Raw genomic sequence first — 19,677 nt, 5'->3', positions numbered from 1 at the left:
AATTTTTAATACGGAGCTGATTCTGTTGAAAGTTCTTGAAGTAGATTCCTTGCTTGCAGGAATCCACGAAACCAGCAATCAATTATCGATTCTTAAGGAGCAGGTAAATCAAGTCCAGTTTTCCATCCAGGAACTAATCTCTCTTGATGATGCGTTCAAAGGCCAGGGCGGCCAGGCTATACGCGCTTTTTTTCAGGAATGCCACCAGCCATTTTTGCAATTCCTTGAATCCTGGATTGACGAGTATCGATCCTACTTAAAAAGTTTCATAGGTTCATTGAGTAATCTTGAACCCTCCCCTTCAGGCTTTATCCGTCAGGAATTTCTGGAGCATGAGCTCCAACAGGGGCTAAGAAACACTCTTCAAATCACTGCTGAGCTGACACAGGAAGCAAATGAAATCATGAAGTCCGTAAGCGATATTGTTGCGTTTCCACAGCTGGAGGATGGCCGTTTTATCCAGGCATTAAAGCGAGCCGAGGATTCAAGTCGCGAAACAGTTCAAAAATTGGAGGAGTTTGACCATCGGGAAACGGCTGCACTGGACCCTATCCTGCATGATCTAAACCTCATGAACCAGTACATTCAAAAAATGGCGAGCATGTTCAAAAGCGGAAGCTTATCTCTATCTCATTACCATCCAAAGGCTCTCACTTGGAAGGATTTCCATGAGGAAGTATCGACGGTTGGCCAGGCTGGTAAAGGAAAGAAGGCACTTTCTATTAGGTCTCAAAAATACTCCGGCAGGATATACATGGCATCACGTAGAAGATGGAAAGACAATGATGTTGGTTCCAAGTGATATTCATGGAGAAGTAAGGCATACTGGTGGCGCTTCATTGATTAGAAAAGGGCTTAGACCATAGAAAAATAACGGAGGTGCTTTATGATCAACATAGTTTCAAATAAAGGATTTAATGAAAATAAATTAATTGCATTTTCTGAAAATATAGGGTATGAGTTACCAAATGATTACATTGAATTTTTGAGACACCATAATGGTGGTTATGTAAAAAATAGCATTAGTACTTATTATAAAAATGGAGAGCAAAAGTTTATTTTGACATCTATGTTTGGATTAGGGTCAGAAGAGGACTTAATAAGCCAATTTGAAACATATAAAAATAGAATACCAAATACTTGTATTCCAATTGGAAGAGATGCAGGTGGGAATTTGGTATGTTTAAATTTATCAGAAGGTAAATATGGTAATGTTTACTTTTGGGATCATGAAGAAGAAAAATACGAAGACGAAAAAATGACTATTAATGATTTGTATATTATTGCAGAAACATTTAAAGAATTTTTAAATTCTATTGAGAGAGATAACATAAAGGAATCAAAAGAAGAAGGATATAAAGTGAAAAAAGTATGGATTGACACAGATTTTTTAAAAGAGTTAGAAAACAACTCAGATAAATAGAGTAAGAATAATAAATAAATAAACGGTTATCTTTCGGGATAGCCATTTATTTATTTTTAGATTTATTTAATTTTGAATGAAAATATAGCAGAGTCGGCTATTCAAAGACTCTGAAACCAGGAAAGTAAATTGGAGCTGGCAGGCAGCAAAGTGTTCGACACGGGACTCATTCAGAAGCATTATAGGGTTCTGCCGCAAGACTAATGAGATGTAAGGAGCAGAAGGTTGTTGGAGTCATCGAGGGTGCATCCAAAGCTGTAGAAGATACATGGAAGGACTGAAGACAACCTACGAGCTGGGACGGATCATCATGGGATGGAAATTTTACATTATAGGATTCTAAATAATGACCAAGTAAGAAGTATATACGGAAATATACTATCTAAAGTAGATATCAAGACAAAAGAAACAATAATAAACTTATTGAATGTATAAAAAAGGAAGATCCAAACATATTTGGCAATTCTGTAGATGAAGTATTAAAAGAAATATGGTTATAACCTCAGCCTCAAGTAATAAAGATTTATCTTCTGTTTTTCGAAGCAGCTGCTATATTGTGGCTGCTTTTTAATTTGCAGTAGTTTTCACCTATATGGTTTCAATAAAATGGTATAATTTACAGTGAGATTATAATTTTAATATAAAGAATCTGCAACAATTTTTAAATAGAGAAACAGGAGTGGTTTAATTGAATTCAATGCTGCAAATGGGGGGAAATACAGTTTTAAGTTCCCCAAATGGTTATGTCACTGTTAGCTACGATATGTCTCATTTGATCGATATTTCCTTAACTGCTTTCCTTTTAACAGATTCAGATAAGGTACAAGGAGACAGCGGGATTATTTTTTATAACCAGCCAGAGAGCCCTTCTGGTGCAGCAGCTCTATTGCCGGCTGAAAATAAAGGGAATAGGAAAGTACATACTATTCAATTTGATATGAGTAAAGTCCCTGCAGGCATTCATAAAATAGCGATTACTCTGACAGAAGATAGCCACATGGGGTTCTCGAATGTAAAGAATTTAAAAGCAGATATATGTACGGGTCATACGACCATCGAGTTATCTCCATCGAGTTTTACAAAGGAAAATGGGATTGTGGTTTTCGAATTATATGTAAGGAATGGTCAGATAAAGGCAAAATCATTCTGGCGCGGATTTGAATCCGGGCTTGAAGGGTTATGTAAAAATTACGGTGTGGAAGTTGATTCCACTGAGGAAAATAAGCCTGCTGAAAATAAGACCGTTCAGTCTCTTCCTGTTGCTGCCGAAAACAAAAATTTCCAAAACACGATCACTCTTGAAAAGGTGAAGGGCACAATCAGTCTCGACAAAGGTCAAAAGCCGGTGATCATTGAAAAAACTCCAACGATTACAGCCACGGTATCTTGGAAAACTGGAACAGATTATGATATCTATGCTCTGGTTTATACAAAGAATGGCAGGCAGATCGATGTCGCAATGTTTGGTGCAAGCGGCACACCTCCACTTAAAAGTTTTGCAAACGGAGCAGTTGAACATATGGGGGATGTTAGAAGAGATTACAGTTCAACGAAGACAGAAGTAATTAAATTGAGGCTGAATAATGATATCCTGGCAGTTGTGCCTGTCGTTTACTCTGCCCAGTCTAATGGAACGGGTTCTTTCTACAGATACAAAGTGTCCATGAGTATAGATAATCATAGCGGCACCTCCGTTACGATATCAGCCAAAAATGCCAACAATGATGACCGCATTTATACCTGCGTGCCCGGAATCCTCCATAATACGCCAGATGGAGTAATCATAAGTCCATTGGAGCTGTACAGTTTACCGGATTCTGAGTATAGACCTAAACTCAGAATGGGGCCTTCCAATATGGTAGAGGTTGTAATGGATGCAGGTCCTAGAAATGATTACAAATAAAAGAAGAAATATGATAAATAAAAATACTTAAACCCGGATTAAAATATATACTAGGGAGGATAACTAATTATGGAAAATATATTAATTATGAATGCTTTTTTATCAGTATAATAATCATTTTTTACTTTATAAGAATAAAAGCAAACATATTAATATATCCATTATGGTTGTATTACTTATCCTCCTTTCCGGTATATTTTCTGGAACAGCATATATTATAAAATCTAACTATTCAATAATGTTATACACTCTGTACTTTACGAAAAAGTAACAGCACCCCCTAATATAATGGAGAGGTGCTGTTTTGTAATTGCCTACATGTATTGTCTGTATCATTGTTTCATTGTCCTTAGAGTTGAATAATTTCTAACCCTAATACTCCCCTCTTATAACAAAAAACGATCCCCGAATAACCCCCGCCAATTTAGACTTCCGCCTGGCAAACTTAAATTTCCCGTCTAACTCCTTTGGTACTTCCATCCCCTGAGAAAGCTTGAAGCCAACGGCACGTTTCTTAGGATCATCAACCGAATACATAACGTTGACACTGAGGCCATCCTCATAAAAGACATAGGTCCATTTGATATTTTCGACTTGAAATTGCGACGTTTCTAAAGGTTTGGCTGCAAACTCTATATCCCGTTCTTTTTTCAAGATATTGTTTACATATTCAAGGGTTTCCTGGCTTTCGCTGGCAGGTACAACTGTAAATTCATGCTTATATTTGGTCATGAAGTAACGGGCTTCATTCGCGCGCAAACCAGCAAGGGCTTCTACTGCCGGTGAAGACTCTAAACCAATCTCAGACACGTTTTTAAAATCAACCATATAGGACATTGCCATCCCGCCTTTATTTCTTATTTCCTAACAACAGGAATCCACATTTCACCAAATACTAAGCCGTTTCGCTGGCCCATCTCAACCGCTGTATTTGGCCCGCCAACATAGGCAACATTCGTTGCTTCCGGCAAGACTTGACCAAAGGCCATGCCCGTAAGCATATTACTCAACATTTCAGATGTCTCGGCTTCCCCTTTAACAACGATGTATTCCCCTTTAGGGAATTGGATCAGTCTGGATGCTTCTGGAAGCGACTCATCTGTCATGACGCCTGCATAATGCATCATCTTGTTATTTACGGCTTCGTTTACGGTAAAAATGTAATCATTTGTGGCTACAGCTTTTAATTTATCGAGCCTGCCATCCTGTTTAACTGCCTGCCAAAAGTCCGCCTTTTCCTTATTGATGCCGGCATAGTCAGTGTAATCGCTCTTCAATTCAGTTCCGATGCCTAGAACGGTAAAGCTTTCTTTTTCTTCCAGAGTATAATTTGCCATTTTCAAACCCATCCTTTTTTAATCATTTCAAATGATTTGCCCATTTGATAAGTTTATAATAACGTTAAATCATGTCAAAAAATGATACTGTTTAGGAGAAGCCGATGAAAAAAGTTAAACGGATCAATGTGATGATGCGGTATATCAATAACCGCGCCCATTTTACTATTTCTGAAATCATGCGGGAATTTAACATCTCCCGTTCAACGGCTATTAGAGATATTCGGGAAATTGAAGCCATGGGGATGCCGCTTGTCGCTGAAGTTGGAAGAGATGGTGGTTATTTTGTTATGAATAATTCTGTCCTGCCCACTGTCCGCTTTACCGATAATGAAATCAAAGCACTGTTCATTGCCTTTATGGCTACAAGAAATCAGCAGCTCCCCTATCTAAAGAGCCGTCAGTCTTTGGCTGAAAAACTGCTCGGCCTCATCTCAGAAAACCAGCAGGAAGACCTGGTTCTATTAAATCAAATCCTGCTGTTTGAAGGGACTAACCCCAATAATCCCGACCTGCTTGAACTGTCGGATCTCCCTCATCCGATGCTGGAAAAACTCATCCAAACCCTTCTTTTGGATAGCTATTTATTGATCACCATCAATGAAGAGAAGGGAATCAGGTCTTATCCAATTTATCTCTTGCACCTTTATCGTGAAAAAAGCATCTGGCTGATTGAAGGCTTTGACTTAAAGGAAGAAAAGAAACAAATTTTCCCCGTGGACAATCTCACCAATGTCGAACCATATCCTGTGAGCAAAAGAGCAAGCAGAAAAAACATTTTAGAAAAAATAAGCAAGCAGGAGGAAGTAATCAATATTGTCCTAGAACTCGGCCCACAGGCCATTGCCCAGTTCAAAAAATACCATCCTTTAAAAGTATCCATTTCTTATACAAATCCTTACCAAACAACAGCCGTTCTAAAGACATTTATTAATGTCAATAATTCAGAAGAGCTGACCGAAATGACCAATTGGCTGCTTTTCCTCGGAGGGGATATCAAGGTCAGGGAGATGCCGGAAGAAATCTTAGAAGGTTTGCAAGAAAGATTAAGTTTATTCTGTCCATAAGAAGAGTAAGATAAAACCTGCCAATTTACCAGATCTTATAGAATTACAAGGCACAATACGAAAATTAGACATATCATCCAGGTGCCCATTAAGAGTCTCATTGTCTGTTTGGCACTTTGAATGGCATACCTCAACATAGTCATGGCTGGAAGGATTTCTATGTGGAAGCAGCGAATCTATAACATGGTGTCTGACTCGAACTCTTTAAAGTATGGGGAGGCACCAAGGTACCAGAAAATTGCTTTCAGGGGGATCACATGATTGAATTCAGAGAAATAGACAGGCATAATTTCCTCGATGTCATAGATTTGCGTGTAGCAGAAGAACAGAAGTCGTTTGTCGCGCCAAATGTGTTTTCGCTTGCACAGGCAAAAGCCTTTCCGGAATGTATTTGCTTAGCGATTTATTATTTTGATGTGTTAGTGGGCTTTACGATGTACTGCATGGATTACGATGATAAGGAATATTGGATTTACCGCCTGATGATTGATGCAAAGCATCAGTCAAAAGGATACGGGAAAGCGGCCATGGAGAAGCTGATTGAGCGGATTAAGCAGGATCAGGAGCATAAGGTGATCTATTTAAGCTTTGAGCCTGAAAACAATCTGGCGAAGGGGTTGTATGAAAAACTGGGCTTTGAAGCAGATGGCAGGGTAATTGATGGGGAAATCGTTTATAAACTAACGTATTAATCAAAAGAGCTCCTGCTGAGGAGCTCTTATTCATGGAGGTGGACCAATTGTTGAAAAAAAATAAAACATGGATTATATTCTTCATAATTTTTATTTTGCTGATTGCGGGCCTGCTAGATCTTAAGTATCAAGGTCTGTTCTTTCAGCTGCTGCCAGAATCCCTTCAATCGAAAATTACAGGTGCCTAATCCGGGGATCAGGCACTTTTCATTCATAATTCCACTTATTTCGGTAAAGGCCAGTCCCCAGTTCAGATCACCAGCTGTCTGGTTTCCGTCCCTTTATTCTTCCCTTCCAATCTCCGGTAAACGAATGCAAGCAGCGCCGCTGGTATCGTACAAACCACCATTCCCATAAACGCGTATCTTGGTTCCATTTCATATAAATACCCGCCAAAAATCGTGAAGATGGCTGTGCTCCAGCTAAGTGCCAGGGCAGAATATACCCCTTGTGTAATTGGCACCTGTTCATGCGGAACGTATTTAATTAAATATTTCATAAAGGCGTAATGTGCCATGGCAAATGAAAAGGCATGCAGTGTCTGGGCAACCGCAAACATCATCACATGCGGAAAGGCAAATACGAGTATCCAGCGTGCGGTTGAGCCCAATGCTGCCAATGCCAGTAATGAGCCGATTGAAAATTTGCGGAAAGTCCGGTCGGCAATGAAAAAGAATAGAATTTCTGTAATCACGGCAATGTTAATGATCAGGCCGATTAAATATTTTGGAGCCTGAATTTCCTGCAAATAAATATAGCCATAGTTGTAATAAGAAGCATGTGCTGCCTGCAGTAAAATGACTATGACGAGCACCAGGCCGAATTGTTTGATGCTGAATAATTTCATTATGGCCCCTTTTGCCTCGCCGGCATTTGGCTTTTCAGATAAAACTGCAGGCGTATTCATGAAACCGAGACTTAAAAATACCAGAACGCCGAGCAGAAGTGCCCAGAATATGGCTTCGTCCCCAAGTGCCCCTGTGAAGAATGTCAGAATCATGCCGGATACGACGAATCCGATCGATCCCCAGGAGCGGCTCCTTCCGTAATCTCTTAATTGCTTACTCTGTACGAGAATGCCCGCAGCACTATCCAATGCAGGCATCAAAGCAGGGTAAAAGAAATGTAAAAACAGCGTTACCAATAGCAGGCTTGAAAAAGAATTGGCCGGGATATAGCAGAGAATGGCGATCAGTGTGCCGATTCCCATCCCGTTAAGCAGGGTTTTACTGCTGAATTTTCCTGATAAATAGGGAAAGGCAAAGAGTGTAGAAAGTCCCCGTATAGCCAAACCTAGACTCATGATCAAACTCGCCTGTGAAACGGTCATTCCTTTTATATGAATCAGCCACCCTGTCCAATAGGGCAGAAAAACGCCCCATGTCATAAAGAAACTGAAAAACTGTCTGCCCATCCAGCTCTGTGTATTCATTAAGTATCCCTCCGATATTTGCATGATATCAGGAAGATTCGTACAATAATATGAGATATCTCATATTCTGAGGTGGAGAATGGAAATTTATAAACAGGAAAAAAGGCAGCAATACCTGGAGAAACACTCCATTTCGCATTTATTTTCTTCTCCGATTGAGGAGTTTATGGAAGTACGCGAATATAAGCGGGATGAGTGGATTATTCGCGAAGGCATGAGGCCGGATTACTTGTATTATGTCATCGAGGGAAAAGCTAAAATTTACGTTACGTATCAAAATGGAAAGGTTTCCTTGATCAATATCATTAATGTCCATGATTATATCGGGGAAATGGAACTATTACATGAAGTGTACTATACAAAGGGGATTCAAGCCTCAACGAAGACGATCTGTTTTGCGATTCCTTTGCATCACTACCGCTCAAGGCTGCTTGAAGATACGACCTTTCTGCGCGAGCTCACCAAGTTTTTAAGTGTGAAAGCCACAAAAATGGCCGAAAAGTATTCACAGAGTCTTTCCTTTCCGCTTGAAAACCGGCTGGCGGATTTCATTCTGCAAACGGCTGATGGGGATGTTTATAAAGAGAAACATGTAACCGTCTGTGACTATTTAGGGGTATCTTATCGCCACTTATTGCATGTTCTTGTGCAGTTTTGTGATAAAGGGTACCTGCAGAAGGAAGGGCGCCATTACCATATTCAGCAGACAGACGCTCTGCACAGGCTTGCTGATGTGCTGAAGAATGAGTGATTTTTATTCAGAAATTCAATAGAACAGAGAATTACGGGCAGGACAAGGCATTTATACAGAAACTATGATCGGGACAAACTGGATGAATCCCGGGAGAAATTATTAAATAATGATAAGTGCCAGCCCCTGTTTATGCTGCAGCTTATAGGGAACAGTGCTTTTATAAAAAGTTTGAGCAAAGACTTGCACGAAATCAAAAATATTGATATATTTTTATTGTGAAGTATTTCACAAATGATTATATCAATTATTTTTTGTGATTAAATGTGAACTAATTCACAATTAGAAAAAACGAAATTAGAATGAGTGCAATTTTTTTTACGAAATCATGTGAAGTATTTCACAAATAGATATTGGGGGAAATCAAAATGAATATAACATTGGGAAACAAAATAGTACTAGTAGGTAATGGAGCCGTTGGATCAAGTTATGCGTATGCGTTATTAAATCAAGGCTTATGTGATGAATTAATCATTGTCGATTTAAATGAAGAGAAAGCAAAAGGAGATGTCATGGATCTAAACCACGGCATTACCTATGCCCCATCAGCTATGACGATTAGATATGGTTCTTATGAGGATTGTAAGGATGCCGCTCTCGTAGTAATTTGTGCAGGGGCGGCACAAAAACCCGGAGAAACCCGCCTGGATCTCGTAAATAAAAACGTTAAAATTTTCAAATCCATTGTAGAGAGCATTATGGAATCAGGATTTAATGGCATTTTCTTAGTGGCAGCAAATCCAGTCGATATCTTATCTTATGCAACCTGGAAATTCTCCGGCCTGCCTAAAGAAAGAGTTATTGGGTCTGGAACTATCCTGGATTCTGCTAGATTCCGTTATTTATTGGGCAAGGAATTTGATACAGCAGCCGTTAGTGTTCATGCGTATATTATCGGTGAACATGGCGACTCTCAATTTCCGGTATGGAGCTTCGCAAATATTGCCGGAACCCCAGTGGCTGAGAGGTTAACAGAAGAAAGAAAAGAAGAGATCGCTGTCCAGGTCCGGGATGCTGCATATGAAATTATTAACGCAAAGGGTGCAACCTACTATGGGATTGCCATGGGGCTGGTCCGAATAACAAAAGCCATTTTGCGAAATGAAAATGTAGTATTGCCGGTTGGCGCACTGTTAGAAGGAGAATACGGCCATCGTGATGTCTATGTCGGGATTCCATCTGTGATTACCAGAAACGGTGTGAAGAACATTGTGGAGCTGTCACTGACCGAGGATGAAAAAAGGAAGCTTGCCAAATCTGTTCAAACCTTAAAAGACATTCAGAATTCAGCATTATAGCGAGTTGACATCCTAGACCAAAGGGGCAGATCATATGTTAGTGGAAACGTTCAATCCTTTTCATAACCTGGCAGTTTCATCCCTTGTGGCAGCCATCCCGATCCTTTTATTTCTGCTTTGCCTGACGGTATTAAAAATGAAGGGTATCCATGCAGCGCTAGTAAACTTAGCTGTTACTTTTTTTATCGTACTTATTATTTTTAAATTGCCCTTCGGAGAAGCGGCGGGAAGTGTTATTCAAGGTGCTGCGGCAGGAATTTGGCCGATTGGCTGGATTATTGTCATGGCTGTATGGCTATATAAAATTTCGGTGGCATCCGGCAAGTTCGATATTTTGCGCGGAAGCATCGCAGGGATTTCCCAGGACCAGCGCATTCAATTTCTGCTGATCGGATTCTGTTTTAATGCCTTTCTCGAAGGCGCTGCCGGCTTCGGCGTACCGATTGCCATTTGTGCCGTGCTGTTAGTGTCACTGGGCTTCAAGCCTTTACAGGCAGCGATGCTCTGTCTCATCGCAAACGGTGCCTCAGGCGCCTTTGGTGCGATTGGAATACCGGTCGGCATTGTCGATACGTTCGGTATTCCAGGTGTCACATCTATGGATGTGTCGATCATGACAGCTCTGACACTGCCGATTATTAACTTTACCATTCCCTTTTTATTGATATGGCTCATTGACGGATTTAAGGGAATCAAGGAAGTATTCCCAGCTATCCTGATCACAGCTGGGGTTTACACCGTCACACAAGCAATCATTACCGTATTGATGGGACCAGAGCTTGCTGATATTATTCCTTCCTTATTAGCAATGGGTGTATTAGCGTTATTTCTGAAAAAATGGAAACCAAAGAATATCTTTTTGCTCAATGGGAAAGAGTGTCAATTTGAACAGCATTCCTTAGGTGAAATTGTTAAAGCATGGTCACCTTTTTATCTATTGACCCTATTTATTTTAATATGGAGTTTTCCGGCATTTAAAGGTCTTTTCGCTGAAGGGGGCCTGCTGGAGTTCACAGTCATTAACTTCGGTATACCCGGATCTTCTCTTAGTGTCAGCATCAGCTTAATTGGAGCAACAGGCACAGCGATCTTATTGGCAGGCTTGACAACAATCGCAACGACAAAATGTATCAATATGGGTGAAGGCTTCAAGCTTCTCCAAAAGACTGTTTCAGAGTTCTGGATACCTATTATCATGATTTGTGCCATTATCGGTATTTCCAAGCTCATGACGTACGGCGGCATGACCGTCACTCTGGGAGAAGCTGTTGCTACAACCGGAAAAATATTTCCGCTGCTTTCACCGCTCTTAGGCTGGATTGGGGTGTTCATGACAGGATCTGTCGTGAACAACAACACTCTATTTGCTCCCATCCAGGCGACAGCTGGCCATGTGATCGGAACCAGCTCATCTCTATTGCTTTCTGCCAATACAGCAGGTGGCGTGATGGCAAAGCTGATATCCCCTCAGTCCATCGCCATTGCCACAGCTGCTGTTGGCGAGACAGGAAAAGAAGCTGATTTGACTAAAATGACATTGAAGTATAGCTTTGGATTGCTGGTGTTTGTTTGTATTTGGACATTCATATTGTCATTGTATTTCTAGCTCTTCATACAAAAGATAACTCAAGTTCAGGTGGCCATCCAGGAGCTGTTGGCTCTTGATGATGCCTTCAAAGGGAAGGGTGGCGAGGCTATTCGTTCCTTTTACCAGGAATGCCACCAGCCTTTTTTGCAATTCCTTGAATCGTGGATTGACGAGTATCAATCCTATTTAAAGAGCTTCATAGCCTCATTAATCGATCTTGAGCCCTCCCCTGCAGGCTTCACCCGCCAGGAATTCCTGGTGCATGAGCTCGAACAGGGGCTAAAAAATACCCTTCAGATCACTGCTGAACCGACACAAGAAGCGAATGAGATCATGAAGTCCGTAAGCGATATTGTCGCGCTGCCGCTGCTGGAGGATGGCCGTTTTATCCAGGCATCAAGGCGTGCCCTGGATTCAAGCCGGGAAACAGTTGAAAAACTGGAGAATTTCGACCGACCATCGTGAAACAGCTGCACTAGATCCTCTCTGCATGATTTAACACTCATGAACCAGTACATCCAAAAAATGTCCGGCATGTTCCAAAGCGGCAGATTATCTCTGACCCATTACCAGCCAAATGCCCTCACCTGGAAGGATTTCCATGAAGAAATATCGAATCCCAATCCAGAGAGCGAGCAAAGTATCCTTCAAGATATGGCTGATGGAGCCATTGAGGGGACATCCAAAAGGGACAGAGGGAAACGAACTCTCTCTATCATGTTAACTAACCCCATAGGAAAGCTCATTGGTTGAAATTTTCCTCTCTGAAGATCAGCCAAGCACGGTTTTTTAACTAACGGACAATGTGTGTGGAAAAGGAAAGTCAAAAATAAATAACGTTACTTAATATAAACCTTGATTGGCTACAGCCTTTCAAGTTTTTTTATAAGGTTGATTACCGAGCAAATACCATAGAAAATTGAATATGAGTAAGGTCGTTGGGCTAACAATCGTTGAAGCATCTGCAAAATAGGAGCATCCGCGGCGAAAGTGAAACACAATGAAGCTTCACTTTTTTATCCTCTTAGAGACAGACCATAAGAGCAAGAATGAGGACGAAATGGTTATCGTTCTCTTGTTAAAATGAGTCCAACAACTTTTAGGATGAGATAATAATGAACAAAATACAGAAATTTAATGAGCTGCATTTTTCAAATGAACTTTTATTCCTGGGGAACGCCTGGGATTTGCTTTCCGCTTTAACACTTGAAAAAGCAGGTTTTAAAGCAATTGGCACGACTAGCTGGGGGATTGCTGGTTCACAGGGATATGCAGACGGAGAATTGATTGATTTTGAAAGACATTTAGCGATCATCAAAACCATAGCAGAGAATGTGAAAATTCCTGTTTCTGCTGATATTGAAGCAGGCTACGGGGAAGATATCCCAACGATTGTCGATCATGTTTTAAAGACGGCTGATGCAGGGGCTGCCGGCATCAATATTGAGGATTCCTTCAAAAAGCAGAAAGGATTAAAAGAGATTTCCTGGCATTGCAGCCTTTTAGGAAATATAAGAGCATCGTTAGAAAACAATGGCTATAAGGATTTTTATATTAACGCCAGAACCGATACGTATTTACAGAAACAAAATCCGCTGCCGGAAACGATTGAACGGGCAAAAGCATATGCGGAGAGCGGAGCCAGCGGAGTTTTTGTACCGGGTTTAATAGAAGACGAGGAGATTAAAGCCATCACGAAGAATGTCAGTGCCCCGCTCAATATCTTATCTTTACCGGGACTGACAAATTGTAATAGGCTAAAAGAATTAGGTGTGAGGCGTTTTAGCTTTGGAAATGCCTTGTCTGATAAAGTGATTGCATATATAGAAAAGAATGCACGTGAATTGGCAGAGTCTATGGATACTGCCATATTGTATAATAATTAAGAGCAGTACAGGAAGGAAGTGGGATTAAATGGCGGCAAACATCAATCTGTCATTTGAAGAGATGTGGGAGAAAATCATCGCCTGTGATCGTAAATATGATGGCTTATTTTTTACAGCAGTCAAAACAACGAAAATATACTGCCGCCCTTCCTGCAGATCAAGAAAGCCTAAAAAGATAAATGTAGAATTTTACCCGGAAAAGAATAAAGCGGAAGGAGCAGGTTACCGTCCCTGCAAAAGATGCCAGCCAGAAGTGGAGCAATCCCCGCATATTGCCCTAGTCAGAGAAATCATTACATTCTTGGTCAATCATTATAAACGGAATTTGGGATTAAAAGATATAGCTGACCAAGTCGGCCTAAGTCCCTTTTATCTGGAGCGCTTATTTAAACAGGAAACCTCTGAAACACCCCGTACTTATCTAGAAAAAATTCGTATCGATAAAGCAGCTCATCTCCTTAAAAGCACTGCGCTGACAAATCTTGAGATTTGCTATGAGGTAGGGTTTCAGAGCCCTTCCAATTTTTATAAAGTGTTTCGAAGCTTGAAAAACTGCTCACCGAGTGAATATCGGAAGGAATTCAGGGCTCCCTTGTGCTAGTAAACAGAAAAAGCTGAATAAATGATTTTACCATCATTTATTCAGCCTTAGATTAATAGTCATTATGCCGTAAAATTCCCATCATAGCTCAACATAATCGCCGATTTGACTCCTTCAATGGAAGAGATGTTATTGATGAAGTCCATATCATTTTCTTTAACGCGGATTTCGTAGGTGACTTCAAAATCATTGCCGGGCATAACGGATTTGGATTTGAGAGAATGCTTTTTGGCATGTCCTGATATGACGTGCTCCAAAGAGTTTTCAATCGAATTTTCACTGTATCGGATCACCAGAAGATAAGGGTTTTCAATCTTGATTTTATTAATAAAGAAGAACAGGACGAGTCCGATTAGAATAGAACCAATAACTGCGAGAGCGATGAAGCCGGCACCGCATAAAATGCCGACCACGATGGCCCAGAAAAGATACACGATATCCATCGGATCTTTGATAGGGGTCCGAAAGCGCACAATCGATAACGCACCAACCATACCGAGTGACAGCAGGACATTCGACGAAATGCCAATAATAATCAGTGCGGTTGCCAGCGCCATAATGATGAGAGGCCAGCCCCCTCAGGATGGCGGAAACCGCGGGGACATGTTCTCCAATCTGGATGAGGAAACAAGAGCAAAAGCTCAGGAAATTATGGAGAAAGAACGGGCAGGAACCATTACCAGAGAAGATGCGCAGACTCAGCTGGCTGAGCTGGGGGTAGAATTACCGGGCGGAGGAGATGGCGGTCAGCCCCCGCAGGAAGGCGATAATATGTTCTCCAATCTGGATGAGGAAACAAGAACAAAAGCCCAGGAAATTATGGAGAAGGAGCGGAGTGGAACGATCACCAGAGAAGAGGCCCAGGCTCAATTGACAGAACTGGGGATAGAATTCCCAGGCGGAAATAGACCAGAATAAAAAGACATTCTGATGGGCAACAGCAAAATATAAAAGGAGAAGGGAGATCATTTTCTCTTCTCTTTTTTTTGTTTGATTTAAATTGTGGAAGTCTCGGGGGGATGCTGTTATAAATCACATATTCAAACATAATTATATATAGGTAAAAAACATATTTAATTATTGTTCAAACAGAGGGGAGGCTTTACGTGTTTTATAATGTTTTACTTGAAGACCAGTTTATGTGGAATACGCCATTGTTATTGGGCCTAATGGGTATTGCCGTCTTGTATGTATTAGCAGCAACTCGTCTTGCGGACATAAAAATGTATCATAAACAGCCTCTATTCTTTTTCTTTAGTTTAGGCTTGCTATACTTAACCATCGGCAGTCCTTTAACAGTGATAAGTCACCTCTCATTCAGTTTGCACATGATTCAAATGAGCGTTATATATTTTATTGTCCCGCCCCTTTTTTTATTAGGAATTCCCAGTCATTTGTTTCATAGGAAAATTTCGATGGTCAACAAAATAAGCAAATGGTTTTTTACTCCAAAGATTTCCTTAATCGTTTTTGCAGTATTGTTCCTAATGTATCATTTACCGGCTGTTTTAAATGTTTTTTCCCAAAATCCTATTGTTCACAATGGATATATATATTTACTGCTGGTATTGTCTTTTAGTATGTGGTGGCCGATTGTGTCGCCTGATCTAAAGCAGCGGCTTTGTGAGGGACGAAAGCAACGGTATGCATTCCTGAGTGGTGTTCTTTTAATGCCAGCTTGTTTATTATTCGTTTTCAGCGCTTTCATAGATGGAGCAAACAACCCCTTCCTTACCCAAATAACATCTCATCTCTGCATACCCTCTCAATCAATATCCTTAACTATACTTCCCCCTCCCTTTAATACAAATTATGACCAGGCAACGGCAGGATTTATTATGCTGGGAATTCACAAAGCTGCTTTAATGGCGACAACGCGGCTTGGGGCTAAGGCAACGGAAACACAGGGGGAAAAGCAAAATAGTTTTCATTAATAAAGCTGAACTTCACTTTTTTGAGGTTCGGCTTTTTCTATGAATCTATCAATTCTATTTTTATTAAATCTATTGAGTGTTCTAAAGAGCACCTGTCTTCAATAAAATATATTAATTTGACGGAAAAGAAAGTGGTGAAATTGTTTTGAAAGAAACAAACCATTTAGAAATTAGGGGTATGCATTGTGCCGCCTGTGCAGCAAGAATAGAAAAGGCAGTCTCAAAAATCGAGGGGGTAGAGGAAGTCCATGTAAATTTAACAACTGAAAAGGGACGCGTTACATTTAGCAGTAATAAGATAGGTATCAATGAAATTATCAATAAAATTAATAAAATTGGATTTGATGCGAAAATAGATAGGCAGAATAACTCACAGTCAGAATTGGAGAAGCTTAGAGAAATTAAGGCTCTAAAGTGGAGGTTCTTTGTTTCGGCATTGCTGACTTTCCCCCTGGCATGGGCTATGTTTACCCACTTTCAGTGGGTATCTTTTGTTAAAGTGCCAGAGCTATTCATCAATCCCCTCTTCCAATTTGCTCTTACTATTCCCATTCAATTTATAATAGGATTCCAATTTTATGAAAGGGCTTGGAAATCATTGAAAAGCGGAAGTGCCAATATGGATGTTTTAGTGGTGCTAAGCACATCAGCTGCCTTTTTTTACAGCCATTACTTAACTTTCACTAACTTACACTCCTTAGATCGTCCCCATTCGATTGTATTGTTCTATGAAACAAGTGCCTTTATTATTACATTCATCTTGTTGGGAAAATTACTTGAAGCAAGAACGAAAATAAGAACCACACAGGCGATTAAGAAGCTTTACCAATTACAAATGAAAACAGCCACATTGTATTTGAACGGAAAGGAATGTCAATCACCTGTCGATAGAATATCACCAGGAGATATGGTTATTGTTAAATCGGGCGAAAAGGTTCCAATTGATGGACAAGTTATTGAAGGAAGCTCAATGATTGACGAGTCTTTGCTGACCGGGGAAAGTTTGCCTATTGATAAAGGCATTGGGAACCATGTATATGCAGGAACCATTAATCATAACGGAACATTAAAAATAAAGGTTACCAAAAAAGAATCTGAGACTGCACTGTCACAAATCATTCGAATTGTGGAGGAAGCACAATCTTCTAAGGCACCCATTCAGCACATAGCAGATAAAATAACAGGTATATTTGTCCCGATCATTATTTTTATTTCAGTGTTTACGTTTATTCTGTGGTATATGATGATCCAGCCGGGGCAATTAAGCGAAGCTCTGGAGAAGATGATTGCTGTATTAATTATCGCGTGTCCATGTGCTCTCGGACTGGCTACTCCTACTTCTGTAATGGTAGGAAGCGGACGTGCAGCACAGTCAGGCATTCTTTTTAAAGAGGGGAAATTTCTAGAAATTTTAGGGAAAAGCAGCGTCATCTTATTGGATAAAACCGGAACGATTACAAAAGGAGAACCCCAGGTAACGGACTCATATATTGAATATTTTAGTGAAAGGGAGTTTTTTGAAATAATAGGTGCTGTAGAAGGTGCTTCGGCGCACCCTGTTGCAAAAGCAATTGTAAAAGAATCGAAAAAGAGGGTATTCCTTATTTCAAATGCAAGTGAAGTCCTATCGATTCCGGGGTACGGGATCAAGGGGTCTGTAAATGGGAAGAAGGTGCTGATTTCTAATCCAACTTACTTTATTCAGAATAAGCTTTTCATTCCGGCTAGAGCAGCTAGAAAGATTGCAAGACTTGAACAAGAAGGTAAGACAGTGATGATCGTATCAATCAATCATGTGTTTGCTGGGATCATTGCTGCAGCTGATGAAGTAAAGCACTCATCAAAACCTGCGGTTGCTGCTTTAAAAGGGATGGGAATGGAAGTCATAATGGTCACGGGAGACAATATGGAGACCGCCATGACGATTGCCCAAAAGACCGGAATTGACAAGGTGAAGGCCAATATCACACCACAGCAAAAGGCAGAAATCATTCAAACTCTGCAGAAGGAAGGAAAACACGTTGTAATGGTCGGGGACGGGATTAATGATGCACCTGCCCTAACAGTCGCAGATGTCGGAATTGCCATTGGCACCGGTTCCGATATTGCGATTGAATCTGGGGATATTACTTTGATAAAAGGCGATTTGAGTAAGGTAGCGGAAGCCATTAAGATCAGTAAAGCTACGATGTCCAATATTAAACAAAACTTTGTATGGGCATTTCTATATAATATTATCAGCATACCTTTTGCGATATTCGGAATCTTAGCTCCCTGGCTGGCAGGGGCTGTTATGGCTTTTAGTTCGGTTTCGGTCGTTCTTAACTCTCTTCGATTGCAAAAATCGAGAATCTAGTCTTAAATATTAATTTCAATTGAGTCAGATTTTCAGGATGGATTTTTGGCATATCCCACTGAAAGTGCCTGGTATTTCCATAATAAATCACTAACAAGTCTAGTCTGTTCTTCCTGGCACTGTATAACAACTGTAACCTCATGATTATTTCTTTTTTGACTGGGTTGGTTTTTCAGTTTTTTATATAAAAAGTATGACCCAACACCTATGGCAAAACCAATAACTGCACCAATTAGCCCCCAGATAATAGGCCCATAAGTCAGAGCAAATCCCATGCTCGCTCCAATAGCTGCTGCTCCAGTGGCAAATGAAATACCTACCTCAAAAGCATGTGGCCTAAGCGGGCTGTAATGTTGTTTCCTGTGGCTTTTATCCATGAAAACAACAAGGATATGCTCTCTTAAAATGGAGGTGTCCTCTAACTCAGCTAATGCCTGCTCTAATTCAATTGATTGTTCAAATATGCCAAATATTAACATTGTCAAGCACCTGCTTAGGGGAAAATTCTAAGTTTAGCATTCTGATAACGCATGGAAAGAAGCTGGCGCTGCGCCATCTCAAAAAGGTGATTGTGTCCAATGGTTGTGATGTATGAATGATAGATGGAGCCGCCCATAACGGATGGCATAAATAACAGCCAGTGTGGGTGCAGCATGGAAATAGACTGGCCAAGGTGCCCGTGCAATAGACTAAATATAGATTCATGCATGCTGGACAACATGAGATATATCCACCACCAAAACATCGCATAAAAAGCAAGTCCAAACCGGTGGTTGTATAATTGCCCCAGTCCAGGAAAGAAAAAAGAGTAAACGGCCCCCATGACAGGGTTTTTCCTTTCAAGATATTGAATTTCAGACGCAGTAATATTGATGCTGGGAATCGGTTTATTCTCCATGCATGTTAGAACATAAAGCTTATTATGGAACAAGGCTGACCGAAAACTGTCTCCCATAGCAATTAAATATATTAAAAGATATCCGAATGCCCATTTGGGTTCCAGTACTGCCTTTGCAAGCTCAAATTCTCCGCAAAAGGAATACATCATTGCTTCATTAATATGAGCTAAAGTATTTATGATTACTTCAGAAAGGGTTAATAAAGTAGCCCTTAAATACTGATTAAGCAAATAGTGTCCAAATCCCGGAAAAACTGCAGACCACCAAGCAACCATATAGGGGTTCTGGTATCTTAAATGTGTAATACCAAATGTATTAATTCTGGAAAGAGGTCTTCGCAGATAAGTGTCCATGTTTATTCCTTCTTACCTTTTTTTATTGCAATAATTAGTAGTTTACCCATTAATGGGACGGGCATGTAATTTTTTGCTATAAAACATCCTTTTAGTTTTTAGGTGTGAGCATGCCAAGGTAAGCGCCCTTAAGATAAACTAAGACAGCCAAGTACTT

At 40.4% G+C, this 19,677-nt stretch carries 21 protein-coding genes and 2 pseudogenes; 17 read left to right on the top strand and 6 right to left on the bottom strand.

The features are described from left to right. Positions 1-25: 25 nt before the first annotated feature. The 4 genes and pseudogenes from ACXAD1_RS24115 to ACXAD1_RS24100 form a co-directional block, all read left to right on the top strand. Positions 26-610: pseudogene (locus tag ACXAD1_RS24115) on the top strand (T7SS effector LXG polymorphic toxin); the annotation flags it as partial. A gap of 58 nt (positions 611-668) precedes the next feature. Continuing rightward, positions 669-866, top strand: a complete 198-nt coding sequence (locus ACXAD1_RS24110; RefSeq protein WP_474911236.1) for an HNH endonuclease signature motif containing protein — start codon at positions 669-671, stop codon at positions 864-866. Between the two features lie 20 nt (positions 867-886). Next, positions 887-1,423 carry an SMI1/KNR4 family protein gene (locus ACXAD1_RS24105; RefSeq protein WP_474911235.1) on the top strand — a complete coding sequence of 179 codons (537 nt, stop codon included), beginning with the start codon at positions 887-889 and terminating at the stop codon, positions 1,421-1,423. A gap of 688 nt (positions 1,424-2,111) precedes the next feature. After that, positions 2,112-3,326, top strand: coding sequence for a TerD family protein (locus tag ACXAD1_RS24100; protein ID WP_474911234.1), 1,215 nt, complete (start codon positions 2,112-2,114; stop codon positions 3,324-3,326). A gap of 372 nt (positions 3,327-3,698) precedes the next feature. Here ACXAD1_RS24100 and ACXAD1_RS24095 read toward each other — a convergent pair whose 3' ends face one another. After that, positions 3,699-4,163 carry a phage tail protein gene (locus ACXAD1_RS24095; protein WP_474911233.1) on the bottom strand — a complete coding sequence of 155 codons (465 nt, stop codon included), beginning with the start codon at positions 4,161-4,163 and terminating at the stop codon, positions 3,699-3,701. Positions 4,164-4,183: 20 nt separating this feature from the next. Further along, positions 4,184-4,663, bottom strand: coding sequence for a GyrI-like domain-containing protein (locus ACXAD1_RS24090; RefSeq protein ID WP_206840969.1), 480 nt, complete (start codon positions 4,661-4,663; stop codon positions 4,184-4,186). 104 nt (positions 4,664-4,767) lie between these two features. On the opposite strand from ACXAD1_RS24090, the gene ACXAD1_RS24085 reads away from it, so the two are divergent. The 3 genes from ACXAD1_RS24085 (at position 4,768) to ACXAD1_RS24075 (ending at position 6,610) form a co-directional block, all read left to right on the top strand. Continuing rightward, positions 4,768-5,730 carry a helix-turn-helix transcriptional regulator gene (locus ACXAD1_RS24085; RefSeq protein ID WP_370221748.1) on the top strand — a complete coding sequence of 321 codons (963 nt, stop codon included), beginning with the start codon at positions 4,768-4,770 and terminating at the stop codon, positions 5,728-5,730. 257 nt (positions 5,731-5,987) lie between these two features. Beyond that, a complete protein-coding gene (locus ACXAD1_RS24080; protein WP_206840965.1) occupies positions 5,988-6,422 on the top strand; it encodes a GNAT family N-acetyltransferase in 435 nt (144 codons plus the stop codon). A 50-nt stretch (positions 6,423-6,472) separates the two neighbouring features. Further along, positions 6,473-6,610: a hypothetical protein gene (locus ACXAD1_RS24075; protein ID WP_206841082.1), complete on the top strand. Its 138-nt coding sequence runs from the start codon at positions 6,473-6,475 to the stop codon at positions 6,608-6,610. Between the two features lie 62 nt (positions 6,611-6,672). On the opposite strand, the gene ACXAD1_RS24070 is transcribed toward ACXAD1_RS24075, so the two are convergent. Continuing rightward, a complete protein-coding gene (locus ACXAD1_RS24070; RefSeq protein WP_474911232.1) occupies positions 6,673-7,854 on the bottom strand; it encodes an MFS transporter in 1,182 nt (393 codons plus the stop codon). Between the two features lie 79 nt (positions 7,855-7,933). Here ACXAD1_RS24070 and yeiL point away from each other — a divergent pair, with 79 nt between their 5' ends. From yeiL to ACXAD1_RS24035, 7 genes are all read left to right on the top strand, one after another. Then, positions 7,934-8,605: a transcriptional regulator YeiL gene (gene yeiL / locus ACXAD1_RS24065; RefSeq protein ID WP_370221751.1), complete on the top strand. Its 672-nt coding sequence runs from the start codon at positions 7,934-7,936 to the stop codon at positions 8,603-8,605. Between the two features lie 368 nt (positions 8,606-8,973). Next, positions 8,974-9,903, top strand: a complete 930-nt coding sequence (locus ACXAD1_RS24060; RefSeq protein WP_474911231.1) for an L-lactate dehydrogenase — start codon at positions 8,974-8,976, stop codon at positions 9,901-9,903. Positions 9,904-9,937: 34 nt separating this feature from the next. Continuing rightward, entirely contained in the window at positions 9,938-11,509 is a 1,572-nt protein-coding gene (locus ACXAD1_RS24055) for an L-lactate permease (protein WP_474911230.1), read from the top strand. A gap of 6 nt (positions 11,510-11,515) precedes the next feature. Then, a complete protein-coding gene (locus tag ACXAD1_RS24050) occupies positions 11,516-11,956 on the top strand; it encodes a T7SS effector LXG polymorphic toxin (protein WP_474911355.1) in 441 nt (146 codons plus the stop codon). A 39-nt stretch (positions 11,957-11,995) separates the two neighbouring features. After that, the gene (locus tag ACXAD1_RS24045; RefSeq protein ID WP_474911229.1) at positions 11,996-12,244 is read left to right on the top strand and encodes a hypothetical protein; all 249 of its coding nucleotides are present in this window, start codon (positions 11,996-11,998) and stop codon (positions 12,242-12,244) included. A 362-nt stretch (positions 12,245-12,606) separates the two neighbouring features. Further along, positions 12,607-13,377 carry an isocitrate lyase/PEP mutase family protein gene (locus ACXAD1_RS24040; protein ID WP_474911228.1) on the top strand — a complete coding sequence of 257 codons (771 nt, stop codon included), beginning with the start codon at positions 12,607-12,609 and terminating at the stop codon, positions 13,375-13,377. Positions 13,378-13,405: 28 nt separating this feature from the next. Continuing rightward, positions 13,406-13,978 carry a bifunctional transcriptional activator/DNA repair enzyme AdaA gene (locus ACXAD1_RS24035; RefSeq protein WP_474911227.1) on the top strand — a complete coding sequence of 191 codons (573 nt, stop codon included), beginning with the start codon at positions 13,406-13,408 and terminating at the stop codon, positions 13,976-13,978. A 62-nt stretch (positions 13,979-14,040) separates the two neighbouring features. On the opposite strand, the pseudogene ACXAD1_RS24030 reads toward ACXAD1_RS24035, so the two are convergent. Continuing rightward, a pseudogene (locus ACXAD1_RS24030) lies at positions 14,041-14,544 on the bottom strand (DUF4956 domain-containing protein); the annotation flags it as partial. Between ACXAD1_RS24030 and ACXAD1_RS24025 the strand changes: the two are divergent. The 3 genes from ACXAD1_RS24025 (at position 14,501) to ACXAD1_RS24015 (ending at position 18,268) form a co-directional block, all read left to right on the top strand. After that, positions 14,501-14,896 carry a hypothetical protein gene (locus tag ACXAD1_RS24025; RefSeq protein WP_474911226.1) on the top strand — a complete coding sequence of 132 codons (396 nt, stop codon included), beginning with the start codon at positions 14,501-14,503 and terminating at the stop codon, positions 14,894-14,896. The pseudogene ACXAD1_RS24030 and the gene ACXAD1_RS24025 sit on opposite strands and share 44 nt — an antisense overlap. A 188-nt stretch (positions 14,897-15,084) precedes the next feature. Beyond that, on the top strand, positions 15,085-15,912 hold the full coding sequence (locus tag ACXAD1_RS24020; protein ID WP_474911225.1) for a cytochrome c oxidase assembly protein: 828 nt from the start codon (positions 15,085-15,087) through the stop codon (positions 15,910-15,912). Between the two features lie 145 nt (positions 15,913-16,057). Beyond that, complete coding sequence (locus ACXAD1_RS24015; RefSeq protein ID WP_474911223.1) at positions 16,058-18,268, top strand: heavy metal translocating P-type ATPase; 2,211 nt, start codon at positions 16,058-16,060, stop codon at positions 18,266-18,268. A gap of 32 nt (positions 18,269-18,300) precedes the next feature. On the opposite strand, the gene ACXAD1_RS24010 is transcribed toward ACXAD1_RS24015, so the two are convergent. Together ACXAD1_RS24010 and ACXAD1_RS24005 are read right to left on the bottom strand one after the other, a co-directional pair. After that, positions 18,301-18,747: a hypothetical protein gene (locus ACXAD1_RS24010; RefSeq protein WP_206840951.1), complete on the bottom strand. Its 447-nt coding sequence runs from the start codon at positions 18,745-18,747 to the stop codon at positions 18,301-18,303. 14 nt (positions 18,748-18,761) lie between these two features. Next, a complete protein-coding gene (locus tag ACXAD1_RS24005; RefSeq protein ID WP_370221761.1) occupies positions 18,762-19,520 on the bottom strand; it encodes a hypothetical protein in 759 nt (252 codons plus the stop codon). Positions 19,521-19,677 lie beyond the last annotated feature (157 nt).

It is taken from the genome of Cytobacillus sp. ABV4_503 (assembly GCF_056158445.1).
This window is presented reverse-complemented; position numbering and strand designations above follow the sequence as displayed.

Excerpts from the sequence above, each read along its gene's own strand:
- ACXAD1_RS24110 (WP_474911236.1), top strand. The coding sequence starts at position 669 with ATGAGGAAGTATCGACGGTTGGCCAGGCTGGTAAAGGAAAGAAGGCAC.
- ACXAD1_RS24105 (WP_474911235.1), top strand. The coding sequence starts at position 887 with ATGATCAACATAGTTTCAAATAAAGGATTTAATGAAAATAAATTAATT.
- ACXAD1_RS24095 (WP_474911233.1), bottom strand. The coding sequence starts at position 4,163 with ATGTCCTATATGGTTGATTTTAAAAACGTGTCTGAGATTGGTTTAGAG.
- ACXAD1_RS24090 (WP_206840969.1), bottom strand. The coding sequence starts at position 4,663 with ATGGCAAATTATACTCTGGAAGAAAAAGAAAGCTTTACCGTTCTAGGC.
- ACXAD1_RS24085 (WP_370221748.1), top strand. The coding sequence starts at position 4,768 with ATGAAAAAAGTTAAACGGATCAATGTGATGATGCGGTATATCAATAAC.
- ACXAD1_RS24080 (WP_206840965.1), top strand. The coding sequence starts at position 5,988 with ATGATTGAATTCAGAGAAATAGACAGGCATAATTTCCTCGATGTCATA.
- ACXAD1_RS24070 (WP_474911232.1), bottom strand. The coding sequence starts at position 7,854 with ATGAATACACAGAGCTGGATGGGCAGACAGTTTTTCAGTTTCTTTATG.
- yeiL (WP_370221751.1), top strand. The coding sequence starts at position 7,934 with ATGGAAATTTATAAACAGGAAAAAAGGCAGCAATACCTGGAGAAACAC.
- ACXAD1_RS24060 (WP_474911231.1), top strand. The coding sequence starts at position 8,974 with ATGAATATAACATTGGGAAACAAAATAGTACTAGTAGGTAATGGAGCC.
- ACXAD1_RS24055 (WP_474911230.1), top strand. The coding sequence starts at position 9,938 with ATGTTAGTGGAAACGTTCAATCCTTTTCATAACCTGGCAGTTTCATCC.
- ACXAD1_RS24045 (WP_474911229.1), top strand. The coding sequence starts at position 11,996 with ATGAACCAGTACATCCAAAAAATGTCCGGCATGTTCCAAAGCGGCAGA.
- ACXAD1_RS24040 (WP_474911228.1), top strand. The coding sequence starts at position 12,607 with ATGAACAAAATACAGAAATTTAATGAGCTGCATTTTTCAAATGAACTT.
- ACXAD1_RS24035 (WP_474911227.1), top strand. The coding sequence starts at position 13,406 with ATGGCGGCAAACATCAATCTGTCATTTGAAGAGATGTGGGAGAAAATC.
- ACXAD1_RS24025 (WP_474911226.1), top strand. The coding sequence starts at position 14,501 with ATGCCAATAATAATCAGTGCGGTTGCCAGCGCCATAATGATGAGAGGC.
- ACXAD1_RS24010 (WP_206840951.1), bottom strand. The coding sequence starts at position 18,747 with ATGTTAATATTTGGCATATTTGAACAATCAATTGAATTAGAGCAGGCA.
- ACXAD1_RS24005 (WP_370221761.1), bottom strand. The coding sequence starts at position 19,520 with ATGGACACTTATCTGCGAAGACCTCTTTCCAGAATTAATACATTTGGT.